Origin of the sequence: Micromonospora sp. WMMD723 (assembly GCF_049863385.1) — a bacterium.
Lineage (GTDB): Bacteria > Actinomycetota > Actinomycetes > Mycobacteriales > Micromonosporaceae > Micromonospora > Micromonospora wenchangensis.
This window is the reverse complement of record NZ_JBMKNR010000001.1, coordinates 2,773,933-2,793,966: the sequence shown is the minus strand read 5'-3', so window position 1 is coordinate 2,793,966 and position 20,034 is coordinate 2,773,933. Positions and strand designations below refer to the sequence as shown.

Sequence of the window (20,034 nt, the reverse complement as noted above, 5' to 3'; positions counted from 1 at the left end):
AACGGGGGAAGTTGAAAAGAACCAGTAGGAAAACATGTGCGGCCATAGCCGTACTGGTCGCCCTCGCCGGCACCGCGAATGCGGCGCCAGCTGCGGCGCAGGGGCGGCCGGCCGGAGCCTCCGCCACAGATCCGTCAGCGGTCCGCGACCCCGACACAGCACTCGGGAGGAACTGGTCCGCCTCCTCTGACGTCCTGGTCACCGGGGTGGGCGACAGTAACGGCTTCCACCTCTATATCGCCCGGGAACGCAACGCCTTCGCCTGGTCCACGTTGGCCACCCTGTCGGCCTCGTCGCTGGACATGGGTCCGTGGATGGGTGAGACCTGCGTGACCGGCTCCGGCCGTTACGCGGTAGCGGTGTTCGCGCCGAAGATGGCGGCCAACAAGCCCAATCTGGTGCGGGCCGGAGGGATCGCCGCAGTGGTCGACATCGCCAGCGGCAAGTCGACCACCGTGGCGACAGGTTTGCAGCTGGCCTACTTCAACCCCGCTTGCGGACCGGACGACCGGGTACTGCTCACCCGTGCGGTCGGGGAGGACATGCAACTGACCGATCTGCTCACCGTGGATGCGGCCGCTCACCGGGTCACCCGCACCCGGCGGATCGCGGCCCAGCTCACCACACCGGCGCCGTCGGCCGACGGCGACTACGGCATCGCCCGGGGACATCTGGTGAAGGTCGACCCGACCGGGGCACTCACCGAGGTGGCCCGCCCGGCCGGTCCGGTCTCCACTCTTCGCGGCACCGCGCGCAGCGGCGTCGATCTGGTCGCCATCTCGGGCGAGCGGGCCGTGGCCCAGCGGTACCAGGCAGACCGGCTCCGGACCGTCGTCGTCGGCGGCAAGGGTCACCTGCAGCTGATGGGCCAGGCAGGCGGACGGAACGTGCTCGTCGGCACCGCACCCGCCCCCGACCGCAGTTGGCCGGATCTGACGGTGATCAGATCGGACCGTCAAGTCCGAGCCGTCTCCGCACGGGGTCACCTGTTGGCCGAGGACGTCGCCACCGCACAGGGCCAGCAGGCGATACGCGCACCTTTGTCGCCCGCAGACCGGGCCGACGCCGGCCGGGTACAGGTGGCAGTCCAGGCGACCGCCAGCGGCCGCCGCTCCACCGTCACCTTCGACACCTCCCGGACAGCGCCTCGGCTCGATGCGATACCGACCCGCGCGGCGGCCGCGCCGACCGCGAGCGCACCGGCCGTCGACCCGACGATCTCGAGCCCGAAGTGCGCCGTCCGGCGCAACGACCCGAAGGTTCAGGCGCAGCAGGCAAGCGCCGGCATGGTCGAATGGGCGGTGGACCGGGCGGTACACGGGACCCTCACCACCTCCCGTCCGGCCAACTACCTGAAGTCAGGGTTGCCCTCCTACAGCCCGCAAGGGCTGTTCCCGAGGCGTGCGGTGGCCGGCGGCGGTGAAGTGCCGGCACAGCTCATGCTGGGCATCCTGGCCCAGGAGACGAACCTCTCCCAGGCCTCCTGGCACGCCGTCCCCGGCGACCTGGGCAACCCGCTGATCGCCGACTACTACGGCAACGCCGGAGCCAGTATCGACGTCATCAACTACCCGAAGGCCGACTGCGGGTACGGCATCGGCCAGGTGACCACGGGAATGAGCGTCGGCGACACGGTCTACAGCCGCAACCAGCAAATCGCGATCTCAGTCGACTACGCGGCGAACATCGCCGCCGGGCTCAACATCCTGATCGACAAGTGGAACCAGATCTACAACGAACCGCTCGGTCGGAGCACCCTCAACAACAACGATCCCACCTGGATCGAGAACTGGTTCCTTGCCGTCTGGGCGTACAACAGCGGCTATCACCCGAGTAGCGAGGCCAGCAGCAACAACGGCCGATGGGGTATCGGTTGGCTGAACAACCCGGCCAATCCGACCTACGACCCGGCCCGGGCGGGATTCCTGCGGAACTCGTACGCCGATGCAGAGACGCCGGGCCACTGGTCGTACCCGGAACGCATCATGGGCTGGGTGGAAACCCCGCAGCTGAAGGGCTACCCGATCGCCACGGAGGCGTACGCCCAGCCGACATACGGTGCCAAATCTCCGACCTACCCGGGCCGCTTCACCAAGGTGCTGTCGCTGCCGGGCATCTACACGTTCTGCTCGCCGACCATCAACAACTGCACCCCGAACACCGCGAGTCCGTGCCCGGCCGACAGTGAGGCCTGCTGGTGGCACGGCAGTGCCAGCTTCGCCAACTGCATCGCCGCGGCATGTGCGAAGGAAAAGCTGACCTACGGCTCGACGTCCGCAGAGCCGGGGGTACAGCGGGTCTACGACCGGGACTGCTCGGTCTTCACCGGCAACTCCGATCCGGACAAGGACGCCACCCGTAAGAGCAGCATCGTGTACACCACGATCGAATCGTCACAGTACGCGCTGGGCTGCACCAGCGACCCGAACGACGGCAAGTTCACCCTCCGTGCCGGTTCGCCGACGGGCAGCACGAACGCCCTCTACGCGGACATTGACCTACATCAACTGGGTGCCGGCTACCAGGGGCACATGTGGTTCAGTCACGTCTATCCGACGGTCAACGGAAGCGCCAACCCCAAGCACAACCTGGTCGGCGCCTGGACACCTAACCTGGACCTGCAACCGGGAGAGCGGATGCGCTTCGACATCGTCGCGCACCTGCCCAGCCATGGGGGCGAGTACGAGAACGCAGAATACGTCATCCGCGGCGGCAACGACGGCAGCGAGTACACCTGCGAACTGGATCAGGGCACCGGGCTGCCCGGGATCAACGGTCACGACAAGTGGGTTTACCTGGGTGCCTACAATCTGGGCCGTGGATCGTATGTGCTGCTGAACAATTCAGGGCCCGGCACCAACGTCGACATCGCCTGGGACGCCATGGCGTTCGTCCCCATTGCCAACCGCACCGGCCACGATTGCAAGGATCCCTACTAGCAGCGCCGGCATCGGACCGACCAGCCGATGCGCAATGTCAGCAAGCGCCCCCGGTGACGAGTACCGCGTCACCGGGGGCGTTTACCCTGTACTCGGCCCGGTTCTGTCAGGGTGTGTCCAGGGCGGCACGGACCAGGGCCAACGCGCGGTCCGGCGGCACGCCCAGCCGGGTCGCCTCCTCGGCGTAGCGGGCCGCCGCCCGCTGCAACCGGTCGACCGCGTCGTCCCGGCCCGGGGCGACGAAGCTGCCGTGCCGGCCCCGGGTCTGCACCAGCCCGGCCGACTCCAGCTCCCGGTAGGCGCGGGCCACCGTGTTCACCGCCAACCCCAGCTCGGCGGCGAACTGCCGGACCGGGGCCAGCCGGGTGCCCACCGCCAGCCGGCCGTCGCCGATCATCGCGGCGAGCTGCGCCCGCACCTGCTCGTACGGGGGCACCGGAGAGCCCGGATCGATCTCGACAGACATCAGCCCGCCCCTCCCGGCGTACCCGGATCGGTCTCGGTGTCGACGTCGGCCTCGACGTTGACCTGCCGCATCACCGCCCCCTCCGACAGGTCCACCACCCGGCCGTGCCGGCTGGTGGCGGCCAGCGCCGCACCGAAGAGCACCAACTGGTTGAGCAGGTAGAGGTAGAGCAGCACGGCCACCGCACCGGCCACCACGGCGTACGCCGGGTTGCGCTCCGTCCGCACGATGTAGAACCGGCCGACCGTGTTGAGCAGGGTGATCCCGACCGCGACCAGCAGCACCACCGGGCGCAGCCGGCGGCGGCTCATCCGCAGCCGGGGCACCGCCACCAGCAGCGCCGTCGCCAGCACCGCGTTGACCAGCACGCTGAGCACCGCGCTGATGGTGGTCAGCCCCACCGAGCCGGTGGCCCGCAGCAGGAACCGCAGCACCGACTCCAGCGCGTCCACCGCCGCCACCGAGATGCCCAGCATGACGAAGACCAGCAGCAGCACCCCCAGGTCCACCAGCCGGCGGACCACCAGGTTGCCCGGCTGCTGGTTGAAGCCGTACATCAGCCGCTGCGACGACCGGATCGCCTCCACCCAGCCGATCCCGGTGAAGAACAGGATGACCAGGCCCACCACGCCCACCGCGTTGCTGCTCTCGGCGATCTGCTGCGGGTCGAGGAAGGGCAGGTTGTCCCGCAGGAACTCCGCCACCGCGTCGGAGACCTCGTCGTTGTCCTCCAGGATCGCCCCGAAGACCGAGTAGGCGACCAGGGCGAGGGCGAACACGGCGAAGAACCCGTAGTAGGCGATGGCGGCGGCCAGCCGGCCGCCCAGCACCTCGCCGTAGAGGTCGACCGCCCGCCAGAGGTGGTCGAGCCGGGGCCACCGGTGCCGGGCCACGGTGAACCGGCGGTCGATGCCGGCCGTCCAGCGGCCCCACGCGTCCACCACGTCATCCTCGCCGATCTGTCGTCACCGGTGCCGGCCAACCGGCGGTCGGCGGGAGCGGGTGCCGGCCACCAGCGTGCCACCGGCGGGTGAGGTGCCGCACCGGGGGCCCCTCGCCCGACCACGGGACGGGTCAGCCGCCGAGCCGGAAGTCCCGGCGCGGCTGCCACCGGGTCGCGCCGCTGTGCGAGAAGAGGGTGAAGCCCTCCACCTCGAACACCGCCGAGAAGTCGGCGAGATCCTCGTACGCCCGGTCCAACGCCTCCGGGGCGACGTCCTGCGCCACCGTGACGTGCGGGTGGTACGGGAAGCGCAGCTCCCGGTGCAGGTGCGGGGCGGCGCTGATAGCGGCGGCGAGCAGCTCGCACTCGCTGATCCCGGCCGCGACGGCGACGAAGACCACCTGGGTCACCGGCCGGAACGTGCCGGTGCCCCGCAGGTGCAGGGTGAACGGCAGGTGGGCGGCGGCCACCTGCGCCAGGTGCGCCTCGACCGGCTCCAACGCGGCCAGGGGGATCTCGGTCGGGCCGAGCAGGGTCACGTGCGCGGGGACGACCTGCGGGTCACCCGTCTGCATCCGGCGTCGGGTCAGCAGCCCACCCCACGGCTCCGGGATGTCCACCGCGATCCCGATCTGGATGGTGTCGCCGGCCACCGGTATCCCGTCGCTGCGATCCACGCTCCGCGCCACCCCTCCGGCCATCGTCTCGACCCGTACCGCCGACCCGCCCACCGTTACGCCACGGGGGCCGAGGCCAGGAACCCGACCCGCTCGTACGCTGTGCGCAGCGTCGGCACGGTCACCGCGCGGGCCTTCTCCACCCCGACGGCGAGCAGCTTGTCGAGCTGCGCGGGGTCGTCGAGGTAGGCCCGGGTGCGTTCCTGGATCGGGGTGACGAACTCGCGGACCACCTCGCCCAGCTCCTTCTTGAGATCGCCGTAGCCCCGGCCCGCGTACGCCGCCACCAGGTCGTCGATGCTCCGGCCGGACAGGGCGGAGTGGATCGTGAGCAGGTTGGACACCCCGGGCTTGGTCTCGGTGTCGAAGACGATCTCCCGGCCGGTGTCGGTGACCGCCGAGCGGATCTTCTTGGCCGAGCGGGCCGGGTCCTCCAGCAGGTCGATGATGCCGGCCGGGGAGGACGACGACTTCGACATCTTCGCCGTCGGCTCCTGGAGGTCGGTGATCTTGGCAGTGTCCTTCACGATGTGCGGAGCGGGCACCGTGAAGGTCGGCCCGAACAGCGAGTTGAACCGCTGGGCCAGATCCCGGGAGAGCTCCAGGTGCTGCCGCTGGTCCTCGCCGACCGGCACCGCGTCGGCCTGGTAGAGCAGGATGTCGGCGGCCTGGAGGATCGGGTACGTGAACAGGCCGACGCTGGAGCGGTCACTGCCCTGCTTCTGCGACTTGTCCTTGAACTGGGTCATCCGGCTCGCCTCACCGAACCCGGTGATGCAGCCCAGCACCCACGCCAACTGCGCGTGCTCGGGCACCTGCGACTGGACGAACAGGGCGCTGCGCTCCGGGTCGATGCCGACCGCGAGGAGCTGCGCGGCGGCCACCCGGGTGCGTTGGCGCAGCACCGCCGGATCGTGCCCGGCGGTGATCGCGTGCAGGTCGACCACGCAGTAGAACGCCTCGTGGGTGTCCTGCAACGCCACCCAGTGCCGCACCGCGCCCAGGTAGTTGCCGAGGTGGAACGAGTCGGCCGTCGGCTGGATGCCGGAGAAGACGCGGGGGCGGGCGGGAGCGTCGGACATGCCGGCAATTCTGTCAGCAACCCCGGGCGTCCGTCATGACGGGCCGGCGGGTCGACTCGCCGCCGGTCGGGCCGGGGCGGTGACCTCGCGTACCGACGCCTGCGCGACGTCGGCCGGTACCGCGGCAGCGGCGGCCTCCCGGCGCGGCTCCGGCAGGCGGGCGGCGGACACCGCGACCCGGGACACCCGACGCCCGTCGAGGGCGAGCACCCGCAACAGCCACCCGTCGGCCGGGGACGGCTCGTCTCCCGGGGTGACCGGCACCTCGTCACCGGCCACCGGGAGCCGGCCGAGCGCCGCCATCACGTACCCGCCGACCGTCTCGTAGGGGCCGGCGGGCAGCGGCACCCCGGTCCGCTCGGCGAAGTCGGCCAGGTTGAGCCGACCGTCGACCACGGCGGGCAGGCCCGCCGACGCCGGCTCGGGTGGGCCGGCGTACTCGTCGTGGATCTCCCCGACCAGTTCCTCGATCAGATCCTCGCAGGTCACGATGCCGGCGGTGCCGCCGTACTCGTCGACCACCACGGCGAGGTGGTGGCCCTCGCGGCGCATCTCGGTCAGCGCGGCGAGCACCCGCTTGCTGCCGGGCAGCCGCTTGACCTCCCGGCTCAGCCGGCCCACCGTCGTCGCCGGGTCCAAATCGGGGCGGAGCAGCACGTCCCGCAGGTGCACGAAGCCGACCACGTCGTCGTGGGTGCCGTCGACCACCGGGTACCTGGTGTGCGGGTCGATCCGGACCAGCCGTTCGGCCTCGGCGAGGGTCAGCCCGGCGGCGAGGAAGACCACCTCGGTGCGGGGCATCATCACCTCGCGCACCAGGCTGGCCCCGGCGACCAGCACCTCGTCGATGATCCGCCGTTCGTCCGGGTCGAGGACGGTGTTCGCGGCGACCAGGTCGCGCAGCTCGTGCTCGCTGATCCGTTCCCGGCCGGCGGCGGGGCTGGCCCCGAGCAGGTCGGTGACGAGCCGGGTCGCACCGTCGGCGGCCCGGACGACCAGCCGCGCGACACTACGGGCCACCGGCCCGGGTACGCGCCGGCTCCGCCCCGGCGCGCGTCTCCGGGGCCCGGGACCACCCGCTTCCCGCATGGAAGTGATGGTAGGGCCGGCGGACCCGACCGGTGGGCAATGTGCGGATCTGTTCAATCATGAACGTTCATGATGGAATAAGGGTGACCCCGCGACGCACAGCGCGGCGACAGCACCCGGCCGTAGGGTGATCACGAACGGCCGCAGCGGGCGCGGCCCAGGCAGGAGGACCGACGTGAAACTGCTCGTCACCGGCGGTGCCGGGTACATCGGCAGCGTGGTGACCCGGATGCTGCTCGACGCCGGCCACCGGGTGACCGTCCTGGACGACCTGCGCACCGGGCACCGGGCGGCGCTGGCCCCCGACGCCACCCACGTCGAGCTGCCCGTGCACGAGGCCGCACAGGTGCTCACCCCCGACGCCGGCTTCGACGGGGTGCTGCACTTCGCCGCGCTGATCGCCGCCGGCGAGTCGATGGTCCACCCCGAGCGCTACTGGCACGCCAACACGGTCAGCTCGATCGCCCTGGTCGACGCCGTCCGGGCCGCCCGGGTGCCGCGCCTGGTCTTCTCCTCCACCGCCGCCGTCTACGGCAACCCGGTCGAGCTGCCGATCCCGGAGACCGCCGTCAAGGCCCCCACCAACACGTACGGCGCCACCAAGCTCGCCGTCGACCTGGTGCTCACCTCCGAGGCGACCGCACACGACCTCGCCGCCGTGTCGCTGCGCTACTTCAACGTCGCCGGGGCGTACCTGCGCGACGGCCTCGCCATCGGCGAACGGCACGACCCGGAGACCCACCTCATCCCCATCGCCCTCGACGTCGCCGCCGGCCGCCGGGAGAAACTCCAACTCTTCGGCGACGACTACCCCACCGTCGACGGCACCTGCGTGCGCGACTACATCCACGTGGCGGACCTGGCCCGCGCCCACCTGCTGGCGCTCACCGCCGCCGTGCCCGGCCGGCACCGCATCTACAACCTCGGCAACGGCAGCGGCTTCACCAACCGGCAGGTCGTCGACGTGGTCCGCGAGGTCACCGGCCACCCGGTGCCGGTCGAGACCGCCCCCCGCCGCGAGGGCGACCCGGCCGAACTCGTCGCCTCCTCGGCGCTGGCCCGCCAGGAACTGGGCTGGGTGCCCGAGAAACCCACCCTCACCGACATGGTCGGCGACGCCTGGGCGTTCTACCGCGCGCACGTGCTGGAGCAGTCGTGACGGGCCGCCCGGACGTCGCCGACCGCGCCACCGCCGGCTTCACCTCCGGGTACGACGCGACGCCCGCCGGACGCTGGGCGGCACCCGGACGGGTCAACCTGATCGGCGAGCACACCGACTACAACGACGGATTCGTGCTCCCCTTCGCCCTGCCGCTGCGTACCGTGGTCGCCGCCGACCCGCAGCCCGGCGAACACTGGACGGTCCGCTCGGAGATCGCCGACCGGCCCGTCGACTTCGGGGCCGCCGAGGCCGACACCCCCGGCCGGGTCACCGGCTGGGGCGGCTACGTCGCCGGGGTGGTCTGGGCCCTGCGCGAGGCCGGGTACGCCGTCCCCGGTGCCCGGCTGGCCATCGCCTCGGACGTGCCGCTCGGCTCCGGGCTCTCCTCGTCGGCGGCCCTGGAGGCGGCGGTGCTCGCCGCCCTGGCCGACCTGGGCGGGCTGGACCTGCCCGCCGAGCGCCGGCCCCGGCTGGCCCAACGCGCCGAGAACGGCTACGTCGGTGCGCCGACAGGCATCATGGACCAGTCGGCGGTGATCCGCTGCCGCGCCGGCCACGCCCTGTTCCTCGACTGCCGGGACGAGTCCGTCGACCACGTCCCGTTCGACCTGGACGCCGCCGGCCTGGCCATCCTGGTGATCGACAGTCGTGCGCCGCACCGGCACGCCGACGGCGAGTACGCCTCCCGCCGCGCCGCCTGCGAACGGGCCGCCGACCTGCTCGGCGTGCCCGCCCTGCGCGACGTGCCGGTCGCCGACCTCGACGCCGCACTGGCGCGGCTACCCGACGACGAGACCCGACGCCGGGTCCGGCACGTGGTCACCGAGAACCAGCGGGTACTCGACACCGTCGCCCTGCTGCGCGCCGGCCGGGTCGCCGAGATCGGGTCACTGCTGACCGCGTCGCACGCCTCCATGCGGGACGACTTCGCGATCACCGTCCCCGAGGTCGACACCGCCGTCGAGGCGGCACTCGCGGCCGGCGCGCTCGGCGCCCGGATGACCGGCGGCGGCTTCGGCGGCTGCGTCCTCGCCCTGGTCGAGGCGGCGGCTGCGGAACCGGTGGCGGCAGCCGTCCGGGCCGCCTACGCCGAACGCGGCTTCACCGCCCCCGACACCCTCACCGTTCTCCCCGCCCCCGGCGCCACCCGCCTCCCCTGACCCGCCACCCCGGTCCTGGTCCGCTCCCGGTCCGGCCTGCCCCGGTCCGGCCTGCCCGGGTCCCGCTCCTGCGCCGGTGATCAAGAGGTTTGCGTCAATCCGCCAGCGAAACCTGACGCAAATCTCTTGATCACCGAGAGCCGACGGGGCGAGGCAGGCCGGGCGGCGGGAGGAGAAAGGGAGGGAGGTGGGTCAGGCGGTGTCGACGATCATGCCGGCGGCCACGGTGCGGTTCGTAGCCTCGTCGATGATGATGAAGCCGCCCGTGGTGCGGTTACGCCGGTACTCGTCGGCCAACAGCGGGACGGTGGTCCGCAGCCGCACCCGGCCGATCTCGTTGAGCCGCAGCTCGCTGGCCGTCTCGTCGCGGTGCAGCGTGTTGACGTCGAGGCGGTAGTAGAGGCCGCGCACGATCGTCCGCGCCGAACGCGTGGTGTGCTTGATCGTGTACTTGCCGCCGACCTGAAGCGGGCGGGTCTCGTCCATCCAGCAGACCATCGCCTCGATGTCCTGCGAGACGGTCGGGGCGTTGTTCGGCCGGCAGATCATGTCGCCGCGCGAGATGTCGATCTCGTCGTCGAGGCGGACGGTGACCGACATCGGGGGGAACGCCTCGTCGACGGGGCCGTCGGCGGTGTCGATGGCGGCGATCCGGCTGGTGAACCCCGAGGGCAGGACCATCACCTCGTCGCCGGGCTTGAGCACGCCGGAGGCGACCTGCCCGGCGTAGCCCCGGTAGTCGGTGACCGTGGTCGACTGCGGGCGGATCACGTACTGCACCGGGAACCGTACGTCGACCAGGTTGCGGTCCGAGGCGATGTGCACCCGCTCCAGGTGGTGCAGCAGCGACGGCCCGTCATACCACGGCATGTTCTCCGACCGGGTGACGATGTTGTCGCCGCGCAGCGCCGAGATCGGCACCACCGTCAGGTCCGGCGCGTCGAGCTTGGCCGCGAAGGCGGTGAACTCGTCGGCGATGCGTTCGAAGACCTCCTGGGAGAAGTCGACCAGGTCCATCTTGTTGACGCACAGCACCAGGTGCGGCACCCGCAGCAGCGAGCACAGGAACGCGTGCCGCCGCGACTGCTCCACCAGCCCCTTACGCGCGTCCACCAGGATCAACGCCAGATCGGCGGTGGACGCCCCCGTCACCATGTTGCGGGTGTACTGGGTGTGCCCGGGGGTGTCGGCGATGATGAACTTGCGCCGGGGCGTGGCGAAGTACCGGTACGCCACGTCGATGGTGATGCCCTGTTCCCGTTCGGCCCGCAGGCCGTCGGTGAGCAACGCCAGGTTGGTGTACTCGTCGCCCCGGGCCGCGCTGACCGCCTCCACCGCGGCCAACTGGTCGGTGAACAACGACTTCGTGTCGTACAGCAACCGACCGATCAGGGTCGACTTGCCGTCGTCCACACTGCCCGCCGTGGCGAACCGCAACAGGTCCATCGGCCGGGCCTCGACCTCGGGCGACACCGTTTCGGTGCTCATCAGAAGTAGCCCTCCCGCTTGCGGTCCTCCATGGCGGCCTCGCTGACCCGGTCGTCGCCCCGGGTGGCACCCCGCTCGGTGATCCGCGTCGCGGCCACCTCGTCGATCACCTTCTCCACCGTGTCGGCGTCCGAACGCACCGCCGCCGTGCACGACGCGTCGCCCACCGTCCGGTACCGCACCCGGGCCTTGAACTGCTGCTCACCGGCCCGGGGCCGGAAGAACTCGTTGACGGCGTAGAGCATGCCGTCGCGTTCGATCACCTCACGGTCGTGCGCGTAGTAGATCGACGGCAACGGCACCCGCTCCCGCGCGATGTAGTGCCAGATGTCCAACTCGGTCCAGTTCGACAACGGGAACACCCGGATCGACTCACCCGGATGATGCCGACCGTTGTACAACGACCACAACTCCGGCCGCTGGTTCTTCGGATCCCACTGCCCGAACTCGTCCCGGAACGAGAACACCCGCTCCTTCGCCCGCGCCTTCTCCTCGTCCCGCCGCGCCCCACCGAACAACGCGTCGAACCGGTGCTTCTCCACCGCGTCCAACAACACAGGCGTCTGGATCCGGTTCCGCATCCCGTCACCCGACTCACGGACCGTTCCGGCCGCCAGGGCGTCGGGCACGCTCGCCACCACGAGGTGCAGACCAAGCTCCGCGACCCGCTGGTCGCGGTAGTCGAGCACCTCGGGGAAGTTGTGCCCGGTGTCCACGTGCATCACCGGGAACGGGATGTTGGCCGGGGCGAACGCCTTCTGCGCCAGCCGCAACATCACGATCGAGTCCTTGCCGCCGGAGAAGAGCAGCACCGGCCGCTCCATCTCGGCGACCACCTCACGCATCACGAAGATGCTCTCCGCCTCCAACTCGTCGAGGTGGGAGACCTGGTAGAAGCGGCCGGGGGCGGTCATGCCACGGGCTCGATCGGCGCGGATCCGTACATGGATTCCAGACCTTTCCGGTCGGACAAATCAAAAACAGCGCTCAGGTTACCCGGAATGCCTCTGCAGCGCTGCAAGCAACCGGCTGGCGAGATCCTTGCGGCAGACCAGCAGGTCAGGCAGGCGCGGATCCGCCTCGTTGTATCTCAGCGCAGAACCGTCGATTCGGGAAGCGTGCAGTCCGGTGGCCGTCGCCACAGCGATCGGCGCCGCCGAGTCCCACTCGTACTGGCCACCCGCGTGGATGTAGGCGTCCACGTCACCTGTCACCACCGCCGCGATCTTCGCCCCCGCCGAACCCATCGGCACCAACTGGGCGCCCACGTCCTCGGCCAGCGCGGTCAGGAACGCCGGCGGCCGGCTCCGGCTCGCCGCCAACCGCAGCGTACGGTCGCCCGTCGTGGCCGCCTCCACCGTCATCGGCGGGTACGCCGGCGGGTAGTCCGTGCCCAGCACCCGGTGCTGTGCCGGCAACCCCACCGCCCCCGCCACCAGACCGTGCGGCGTCGGCGCGTTACGCGCCCAGAGCGCCACGTGCACCGCCCAGTCGGCGCGCCCCTCCTCGGAGAACTCCCGGGTGCCGTCCAACGGGTCGATGATCCACACCCGGTCGGCGGTCAGCCGGGACACCCCACCCGCGGTGTCCACCAGCCGCGACCCCTCGTCCTCCTCGGAGAGGACCGCGTCACCGGGCCGCCACTTCGCCAGCTCGCTGCGGATCAGGTCGTGCGAGACCTTGTCCCCGGCCGACTTCAACGCCGCCGCGTCCGCGAACCCCATCTCGGCGCGCAGCTCCAGCAGGGCCTGCCCGGCCCGGTCCGCCAACCAGCGGGCGAACGCGCCGTCGATCATCGGAGGACTGCCCACGAACTCGCTCCCGTCGCCTACCACGGCCCGCGCGCGGTCGCGCCACGCCAGAACGCGCAGACTACCGCCAACGCGGGCGCGCCACGAGTACGCCCCCGCGCCTCAGACCCCGTGGTACGCGTTCTGGGTCGGCTCGACCCCCTTGGTGACCACCGACTCCACCACGTCAGCGGCCCGGTCCACCAGAAACTCCAACTCCTTGCGCTCCGCGGTGCTGAAATCCGACAGCACGAAATCCGCCGGATCCTGCCGCCCCGGCGGCCGGCCGATGCCGAACCGCACCCGCACGTAGTCCTTCGTCCCCAGCGACTTCGACATCGACCGCAGACCGTTGTGCCCGCCCTCGCCGCCGCCCAGCTTCACCCGCAACTGCCCGTACGGGATGTCCAGCTCGTCGTGCACCGCGATCACCCGTTCGGCCGGGATCTTGTGGAACTGCGCCAGCGCGGCCACCGGCCCACCCGACAGGTTCATGTACGTCTGCGGCTTGAGCAGCACCAGCTTCGGCCCACCGAAACCGATCCGCCCCTCGGCGACGTCCGCCACCACCCGCTTGTAGCGCCCGAACCGCCCACCCAGCCGTACCGCGAGCAACTCGGCGACCATGAAGCCGACGTTGTGCCGGTTCCCGGCGTACTCCCGACCCGGATTACCCAGGCCGACCACCAGCCACGGCCCCGTCTCGTCCGTCACGTCCCGTACCCTCCGCTCGCCGTCTGCGCGCGCCGACCGTGCCCCGATACGCCGGCAGGCGCCCCCCGCGACGGGAGCGCCTGCCGTGAACGATGCGACCGGTCAGGCCTCGGTCTTCGCCTCGGTGCTCTCCTCGCCCTCGGCGGCCGGAGCCTCGGCACCCTCGGCGGACTCCGCACCCTCGGCCTCCTCGGCCTCCGCAGCCGGGGTCTCGACCTCCGGCAGGGTGGCCTCCAGCTGCTCCGCGGTCGGAGCGGCGGTCACCGAGGCGACCGTCTGCTCCGCGTCGGCGGCCAGTTCGACACCCGAGGGCAGCTCGACGTCGGCGGCGGTGACCTGACTGCCGGCCTCCAGGCCCTCGATCGACGCCTCCAGGTGGTCCGGCACCTTGGTGGCGTCGGCGGTCACCGAAAGGGTGTCGTGGTCGTGCACGATCAGGGTGTCCCGTGCGGCCTCACCGGTCAGCTGGACCGGGACCTCGACGGTGACCTTCTCGCCCCGACGGACCAGCAGCAGGTCCACGTGCTCGAAGCTGTCCCGGATCGGGTCACGCTGGATCGCCTTCGGCAGCGCCAGCACCTGGGTGCCGTCACTGACCTCGATCGCGAAGAGCTGGTTGGCGCCGCCCTTACGGATCGCGGCGGCGAACTCCCGCGCCGGGAGCGCGATGTGCTTGGGCTTCTCGCCGTGACCGTACAGCACGGCGGGCACCTTGCCGGCCCGACGGGTACGACGGGCACCACCCTTGCCGAACTCCGTACGGGGCTCGGCGCTGATCTTTACCTCGGACACGGGAAAACTCCTGATGCTAACGCTACGGCGGCTTGTCGTCTGGCGGTGCTGGGGCGAGGGGCTCGCTTGGGGCTCATGCGTCATGAACGACTGCCCGGAGCACCGCGTCGATGACGGTGCCTCCGTGCGGCGCTCGATCAGCGGCCCGCCGGGCACCCTCGCCGTGGCAACCGCACCAGTCTACCCGAGGTCTTTCCGCGCCTTCCGGCAGTCCCCGCCATGCGCTACCGCCCCGCGCGTCGGACCCGGCGACGCCGGGCCGGTCGCACCCCGACCGGCCCGCGCGTGCCCCGGGACGGGCGTCAGCTCAGGCCACCGAAGAGGGTGGTCACCGACCCGTCGTCGAAGACCTCCCGGATCGCCCGCGCCAGCAACGGCGCGATCGACAGCACGGTGAGCTTGTCCAACTGCTTCTCCGCCGGCAGCGGCAGCGTGTTCGTCACCACCACCTCGGTGATCGGGCTGTTCTTCAACCGCTCCGTCGCCGGGTCGGACAGCAGGGCGTGGGTGGAGGCCACCACGATCTCCGCCGCACCGGACTCCTTGAGGATGTCCGCCGCCTTGGTGATCGTCCCACCGGTGTCGATCATGTCGTCGACGATCAGGCAGACCCGGCCCTCGACCTCACCGACCACCCGGTTCGCCACCACCTGGTTGGGCTTCAACGGGTCGCGGGTCTTGTGGATGAACGCCAACGGACAACCACCGAGGCGGTCCGTCCACCGCTCCGCCACCCGCACCCGGCCCGAGTCCGGCGCCACCACCGTCATCGGCCGACCGGCGAACTTGTGCTCCACGTACTCGGCGAGGATGTCCATCGCGAACAGGTGGTCCACCGGGCCGTCGAAGAAGCCCTGGATCTGCGCGGTGTGCAGGTCGACGGTGAGGATGCGGTTCGCCCCCGCCGTCTTGAGCAGGTCGGCCACGAGCCGCGCCGAGATCGGCTCCCGACCGCGGTGCTTCTTGTCCTGCCGGGAGTACGGGTAGAACGGCAGGACCACGGTGATCCGCTTCGCCGAACCCCGCTTCAGCGCATCGATCATGATCAGGGTCTCCATGACCCAGGTGTTGACCCCGTGCGTGACGGACTGCACCACGAAGGCGTCCGAACCACGCACCGAGTCCCGGAACCGTACGAAGATCTCACCGTTGGCGAACTCGTACGCGTCGGAAGGGGTCGGCGCTACACCGAGCACCTCACCGATCTCCTTGGCCAACTCCGGAAAGCCACGTCCGGAAAAGAGCATCAGGCTCTTGCGGTTTTCGGCGACGATGCTGCCCATGGGCCCGTCTGCTCCCGTTGGTCGGTGGTGCCCGGCGGCGGTGGGCCGGGGCTGCTCGGTTGCAGTATGCCCCGACCACGGCGACCCTCACACCGTCTCGGCACCCCCGTGGATTGCCTCACCTTCACTTGCCGACGCCGGCCCACCCGACGCATCCTCACCGGCCGTCCGGGCCTGCTCGGCAGCCCGCGCGGAGACCGTGCCCGGCCGGTTACGCAGCACCCACCCCTCGATGTTGCGCTGCGGCGCCCGGGTCACCCCCAACGCCCCCGGCGGCACGTTCTGACTCAACGCGCTACCCGCCGCCACGTACGCTCCCGCGCCCACCTCGACCGGCGCGATCAGGTTGGTGTCACAGCCGACGAACGCACCGTCACCGACCACCGTGCGGTGCTTGTTCACCCCGTCGTAGTTCACGAAGATCGTCGCCGCGCCGATGTTCGCCTTCGCGCCGATCGTCGCGTCCCCCACGTACGACAGGTGCGGCACCTTCGCGCCCGGCCCGACCTCGGAGTTCTTCACCTCGACGAACGTGCCCACCTTCGCCTTCTCGGCCAGCCGCGCCGCCGGCCGCAGGTAGGCGTACGGGCCGACGCTCGCCCCCGCGCCCACCTCGGCGCCGGTGGCGTGGCTGCGCAGCACGGTCGCCGCCGGGCCCACCACCGTGTCGATCAACGTGACGTCCGGCCCGACCACCGCCTCGGCCCCCACCACCGTGGTCCCCCGCAACTGGGTGTTCTGGTCGAGCACCGCGTCCCGTTCGACGGTGGCGGTCACGTCGATCCAGGTGGTCGCCGGGTCCAGGATCGTCACCCCGGTCCGCATCCACGCCTCGTTGACCCGGTCGCGCAGCAGCCGGCGCAGCCCGGCCAACTCCACCCGGTCGTTGCAGCCCAGGGTCTCGACGTGGTCGGCGGCCACGTGCACCCCCACCGGCTCGCCGGCCGAGACGAGCAGCCCGAAGACGTCGGTGAGGTACTCCTCGCCCTGGTCGTTGTCGGTGGAGAGCTTGCCCAGCGCGGCCCGCAGCCGGGCCAGGTCGAAGGCGTAGATGCCGGCGTTGATCTCCCGTAGCGCCCGCTGGGCGGGGCTCGCGTCACGCTCCTCGACGATCTGCTCCAGCCGGCCGGCGGTGTCCCGCACGATCCGGCCCAGGCCGGTCGGGTCGGGCACCTCGGCGGCGAGGACCGTGGCCGCCGCGCCCTCACCCTCGTGCGCCGCGACCAGCGCGTCCACCGTCTCGGTGCGCAGCAGCGGCACGTCCCCGTTGATCACCACGACGGTGCCGGTGGCCTCCGGCACCGCGTCCAGCGCGATCCGTACGGCGTGCCCGGTGCCGAGCTGCTCGGCCTGGAGCACCGCCGTGGCGTCCGGGGCGACCTCGGCCAGGTGGGCGCGGACCTGCTCGGCCCCGTGCCCGACCACCACCACCGTCCGGTCCGCGCGCAACGGCCCGGCCGCGGCCAGCACGTGACCGAGCAGCGTCCGGCCGAGCAGTGGGTGCAGCACCTTGGGCAGCGCCGACTTCATCCGCTTGCCCTCCCCCGCGGCGAGCACGACGACGGTACGGCGGTGGGGCTGGGACACGGGTGGGCTCCCGTCGGGGAAGGTGACAGTCTCGCCGCCATGCTAACCAGACTGCGGGGACACTTCGCCCCTTACCCCGATCAGGGAGGAGGTGACGGACGGCTCGGCCGCCAGGGTTCGAACCTGAAACACGGGTACCAAAGACCCGGGTGTTGCCAATTACACCACGGCCGAATGTGACGCAAGACAGCTTAGCGCCTCCCCCGGGCGACCCCCACCCCTATGTGATCGCTCCGGTGAGTGCCGCGACGACACCCTCGATCTTCCAGTACAACTCCCGGCTCTTCGGCACGTCGACCACGAGGCAGCCGTGGTAACTCTCGCCGGTGTTGTGCCGCGTCGTCGGCTGATGGCGCTTGAGGGTGGGCCGCCGGAACCGGTCCGGTGGCAGATCCAGGGTTTCGGCCCACCAGCGCTGCGCCGCCGCCGCATCGGCCGACTCGTGGATGCTCACCCGGTAGGTGGGCACGTCCCGTTCGACCCCGCAGGCGGCGAGGAAGCGCAGGAACAGCCGGAGCAGCCCGGCATCGGTGTTGACGAACTGCACGTGGTCGTGACGACGCCAGGGCTTGGACTTGGTGCCCTCGCACCAGTAGAGGGCCGCGCCGAGCAGCAGCACCTCGCGGTCGGCGAGTCGCCCCACCGTCTCCCGCATCCGGCTGTGCACCTCGGCCTGCGCGGCGTCACGTGTCGCGCGGTGCGTCGCCCACCGGTCGTCGTTCATCGCCCTGGCCCGCGCCCGCCGTCGCGCGGCGACCTCCTCGTCCGGGTCGAGGGGGAGGTGGCGTACCCAGAGGTAGGCGGTGGACTTCGCGACGCCCAACCGGGCCGCGATGTCGCCGACCGAGCGGCCCTCGCCGCGCAGTGCCACCGCCGCCGCGCGCAGGTCGTCACGCGCGGCGGGTCGTCGGGTGCGGGCCGGGGGCGCACCGTCGCGCAGCCGGCGCACCTCGGCGGCCGTCGGATCGGTCATGGCCGGCAGGTTAAGACACCCGTATGACACTTGACTCATTCACGTGCGCCACTATTCACTCCACTGTGGCCGGACCGTAGGTTACGGTGACGTAGGCGTATCCGACCGCTGCGAGGTGCCATGTCGACCACCCTGCGGGACGCCGGTGCCGCCGGCCCGAAGCCGCTCACCCAGGGCCCCCAGTCGCGGGGCATCCTGATCGCCCTCTGGGCGTTCGTGGTGGTGCCGTTCCTGGCCCTGCTCGCCGCCGTGCCGGTGGCCTGGGGTGGCTGGCTGCACCCGACCGACGTGCTCGTCGCGGCCCTCTGGTACGTGGTGTCCGGGCTCGGCATCACCGTGGGTTACCACAGGTACTTCACCCACGGCGCGTTCAAGGCCCGCCGCCCGGTCCGGGTGGCCCTGGCGGTCGCCGGGTCGTTCGCGGTGCAGGGCGAGATCATCCAGTGGGTGGCCGACCACCGGCGGCACCACGCCTTCGCCGACCTCGACGGGGACCCGCACTCCCCCTGGCGGTACGGCGAGAGCGTGCGGGGCCTGGCCAAGGGGCTGTTCCACGCGCACCTGGGGTGGTTGTTCGGCCGGGAGCTGTCCAACCGGGAACGGTTCGCGCCGGATCTGCTCGCCGACCCGGACACCCGCCGGGTGGACCGGCTCTCGCCGCTGCTGGTGGCCGTCTCGCTGCTCGGCCCGGCGCTGATGGGCGGGCTGCTGACCTGGTCGTGGTCCGGCGCGCTGAGCGCGTTCTTCTGGGGCGGGCTGGTCCGGATCGCCCTGTTGCACCACGTGACCTGGGCGATCAACTCGGTCTGCCACGTCTACGGTGAGCGTCCGTTCGCGATGCGGCCGGGCGACCGGGCGGCCAACTTCTGGCCGCTGGCCCTGCTGTCGTTCGGGGAGAGCTGGCACAACCTGCACCACGCCGAGCCGACGAGCGCCCGGCACGGGGTGCTGCGTGGGCAGTGGGACCCGTCGGCCCGGGTGATCTGGTTGCTGGAGCGGGCCGGCGCGGTGCACGACGTGCGGTGGCCGAGGCCGGAACGGGTGGCGGCGAAGCGGGTGCGGGAGCCGCTGCCGCGTTGAACCCGGCGGTGCCCCGGGGCGTCACCTGGCAGGATGGCCGGGTGACCGAGACAGACGGGCACGACCGGAGCATTCCACGACAGGGCGTCACCGAGCGCCGGCGAGGTGACGAGATGGGGCAGCCCCCGGCTGGGGAGAACACCGGCACACGACGGGCCGTGCCGGCGGCGGGCGCGAAGCCGGCCGCACGGGTACGGATGTCGGCCGCGCAGCGGCGCGAGCAGTTGATCGCGATCGGCCGGGAGGTGTTCGCCGAGAAGGGCTTCGACGCGACCTCGATCGAGGAGGTGGCGGCACGGGCGCGGGTCTCCAAGCCGGTGATCTACGAGCACTTCGGCGGCAAGGAGGGCCTGTACGCGGTGGTCGTCGACCGGGAGGTGCGGGCCCTGCTGGACCGGATCGCCGCGGCGTTGACCGCCGGTCATCCGCGGGAGTTGCTGGAGCAGGCGGCGCTGGCGCTGCTGGGCTACATCGAGGAGGAGACCAGCGGGTTCCGGGTGCTGGTGCGGGAGTCGCCGTTGATGTCGGCGGCCGGCAACTTCAGCAGCGTGATGAACGACGTGGCGCACCAGGTGGAGCACATCCTGGGTGCCGAGTTCTCCAGCCGGGGTTACGACCCGAAGCTGGCCGAGCTGTACTCCCAGGCGCTGGTGGGGATGGTGGCGTTGACCGGGCGCTGGTGGTTGGAGGTCCGCCAGCCGGGCAAGGAGACGGTGGCGGCGCACCTGGTGAACCTGGCCTGGAACGGGTTGTCGCACCTGGAGGCGGCGCCGGGCCTGATCACCGTGCGTCCGGGCGGCTGAGCGGCG

At 71.3% G+C, this 20,034-nt stretch carries 18 protein-coding genes and 1 tRNA gene; 5 read left to right on the top strand and 14 right to left on the bottom strand.

Features of this window, described 5'->3' with window-relative positions:
- Nucleotides 1-206 precede the first annotated feature (206 nt).
- Nucleotides 207-2,939 carry a hypothetical protein gene (locus ACN261_RS12785; RefSeq protein WP_421485434.1) on the top strand — a complete coding sequence of 911 codons (2,733 nt, stop codon included), beginning with the start codon at nt 207-209 and terminating at the stop codon, nt 2,937-2,939.
- A 106-nt stretch (nt 2,940-3,045) separates the two neighbouring features.
- Here ACN261_RS12785 and ACN261_RS12780 read toward each other — a convergent pair whose 3' ends face one another.
- From ACN261_RS12780 to ACN261_RS12760, 5 genes are all read right to left on the bottom strand, one after another.
- Nucleotides 3,046-3,405 carry a GntR family transcriptional regulator gene (locus ACN261_RS12780; protein ID WP_421485432.1) on the bottom strand — a complete coding sequence of 120 codons (360 nt, stop codon included), beginning with the start codon at nt 3,403-3,405 and terminating at the stop codon, nt 3,046-3,048.
- Nucleotides 3,405-4,316: a YihY/virulence factor BrkB family protein gene (locus tag ACN261_RS12775; RefSeq protein WP_302746607.1), complete on the bottom strand. Its 912-nt coding sequence runs from the start codon at nt 4,314-4,316 to the stop codon at nt 3,405-3,407. The genes ACN261_RS12780 and ACN261_RS12775 overlap by 1 nt, the downstream gene beginning before the upstream one ends.
- Before the next feature lie 163 nt (nt 4,317-4,479).
- Nucleotides 4,480-5,049 (bottom strand): 2'-5' RNA ligase family protein, encoded by a 570-nt coding sequence (locus ACN261_RS12770; RefSeq protein WP_421486992.1) that lies wholly within the window; start codon nt 5,047-5,049, stop codon nt 4,480-4,482.
- A gap of 32 nt (nt 5,050-5,081) precedes the next feature.
- Nucleotides 5,082-6,107: a tryptophan--tRNA ligase gene (gene trpS, locus ACN261_RS12765; RefSeq protein ID WP_421485431.1), complete on the bottom strand. Its 1,026-nt coding sequence runs from the start codon at nt 6,105-6,107 to the stop codon at nt 5,082-5,084.
- Between the two features lie 33 nt (nt 6,108-6,140).
- Nucleotides 6,141-7,196: a hemolysin family protein gene (locus tag ACN261_RS12760; protein ID WP_425850205.1), complete on the bottom strand. Its 1,056-nt coding sequence runs from the start codon at nt 7,194-7,196 to the stop codon at nt 6,141-6,143.
- A 229-nt stretch (nt 7,197-7,425) separates the two neighbouring features.
- Here ACN261_RS12760 and galE point away from each other — a divergent pair, with 229 nt between their 5' ends.
- Both galE and galK read left to right on the top strand, forming a co-directional pair.
- The gene (gene galE, locus ACN261_RS12755; RefSeq protein WP_421486991.1) at nt 7,426-8,355 is read left to right on the top strand and encodes a UDP-glucose 4-epimerase GalE; all 930 of its coding nucleotides are present in this window, start codon (nt 7,426-7,428) and stop codon (nt 8,353-8,355) included.
- The gene (gene galK, locus ACN261_RS12750; protein WP_425850203.1) at nt 8,352-9,518 is read left to right on the top strand and encodes a galactokinase; all 1,167 of its coding nucleotides are present in this window, start codon (nt 8,352-8,354) and stop codon (nt 9,516-9,518) included. The genes galE and galK overlap by 4 nt, the downstream gene beginning before the upstream one ends.
- Nucleotides 9,519-9,710: 192 nt before the next feature.
- Here the strand turns inward: galK and cysN are convergent, their stop codons facing one another.
- The 9 genes from cysN to ACN261_RS12705 all read right to left on the bottom strand — a co-directional run bounded on the left by cysN (nt 9,711) and on the right by ACN261_RS12705 (nt 18,145).
- Nucleotides 9,711-11,006: a sulfate adenylyltransferase subunit CysN gene (cysN, locus tag ACN261_RS12745; RefSeq protein ID WP_204927406.1), complete on the bottom strand. Its 1,296-nt coding sequence runs from the start codon at nt 11,004-11,006 to the stop codon at nt 9,711-9,713.
- Nucleotides 11,006-11,920, bottom strand: coding sequence for a sulfate adenylyltransferase subunit CysD (cysD, locus tag ACN261_RS12740; RefSeq protein WP_281900649.1), 915 nt, complete (start codon nt 11,918-11,920; stop codon nt 11,006-11,008). The genes cysN and cysD overlap by 1 nt, the downstream gene beginning before the upstream one ends.
- Before the next feature lie 78 nt (nt 11,921-11,998).
- Nucleotides 11,999-12,802 (bottom strand): 3'(2'),5'-bisphosphate nucleotidase CysQ, encoded by an 804-nt coding sequence (locus tag ACN261_RS12735; RefSeq protein ID WP_145922560.1) that lies wholly within the window; start codon nt 12,800-12,802, stop codon nt 11,999-12,001.
- 117 nt (nt 12,803-12,919) lie between these two features.
- Nucleotides 12,920-13,510, bottom strand: coding sequence for an aminoacyl-tRNA hydrolase (gene pth, locus ACN261_RS12730; protein WP_204927404.1), 591 nt, complete (start codon nt 13,508-13,510; stop codon nt 12,920-12,922).
- A 102-nt stretch (nt 13,511-13,612) separates the two neighbouring features.
- A complete protein-coding gene (locus ACN261_RS12725) occupies nt 13,613-14,302 on the bottom strand; it encodes a 50S ribosomal protein L25/general stress protein Ctc (RefSeq protein ID WP_425850200.1) in 690 nt (229 codons plus the stop codon).
- Between the two features lie 302 nt (nt 14,303-14,604).
- A complete protein-coding gene (locus tag ACN261_RS12720) occupies nt 14,605-15,585 on the bottom strand; it encodes a ribose-phosphate diphosphokinase (RefSeq protein ID WP_363657353.1) in 981 nt (326 codons plus the stop codon).
- Between the two features lie 87 nt (nt 15,586-15,672).
- Nucleotides 15,673-17,172 (bottom strand): bifunctional UDP-N-acetylglucosamine diphosphorylase/glucosamine-1-phosphate N-acetyltransferase GlmU, encoded by a 1,500-nt coding sequence (gene glmU / locus ACN261_RS12715; protein ID WP_421485428.1) that lies wholly within the window; start codon nt 17,170-17,172, stop codon nt 15,673-15,675.
- Nucleotides 17,173-17,274: 102 nt separating this feature from the next.
- A tRNA-Gln gene (locus ACN261_RS12710) sits at nt 17,275-17,346 on the bottom strand.
- A gap of 46 nt (nt 17,347-17,392) precedes the next feature.
- Nucleotides 17,393-18,145 (bottom strand): helix-turn-helix domain-containing protein, encoded by a 753-nt coding sequence (locus ACN261_RS12705; RefSeq protein ID WP_421485427.1) that lies wholly within the window; start codon nt 18,143-18,145, stop codon nt 17,393-17,395.
- Nucleotides 18,146-18,265: 120 nt separating this feature from the next.
- Here ACN261_RS12705 and ACN261_RS12700 point away from each other — a divergent pair, with 120 nt between their 5' ends.
- Nucleotides 18,266-19,225 carry an acyl-CoA desaturase gene (locus ACN261_RS12700; protein ID WP_421485425.1) on the top strand — a complete coding sequence of 320 codons (960 nt, stop codon included), beginning with the start codon at nt 18,266-18,268 and terminating at the stop codon, nt 19,223-19,225.
- Between the two features lie 113 nt (nt 19,226-19,338).
- A complete protein-coding gene (locus tag ACN261_RS12695; RefSeq protein WP_421486990.1) occupies nt 19,339-20,028 on the top strand; it encodes a TetR family transcriptional regulator in 690 nt (229 codons plus the stop codon).
- Nucleotides 20,029-20,034 lie beyond the last annotated feature (6 nt).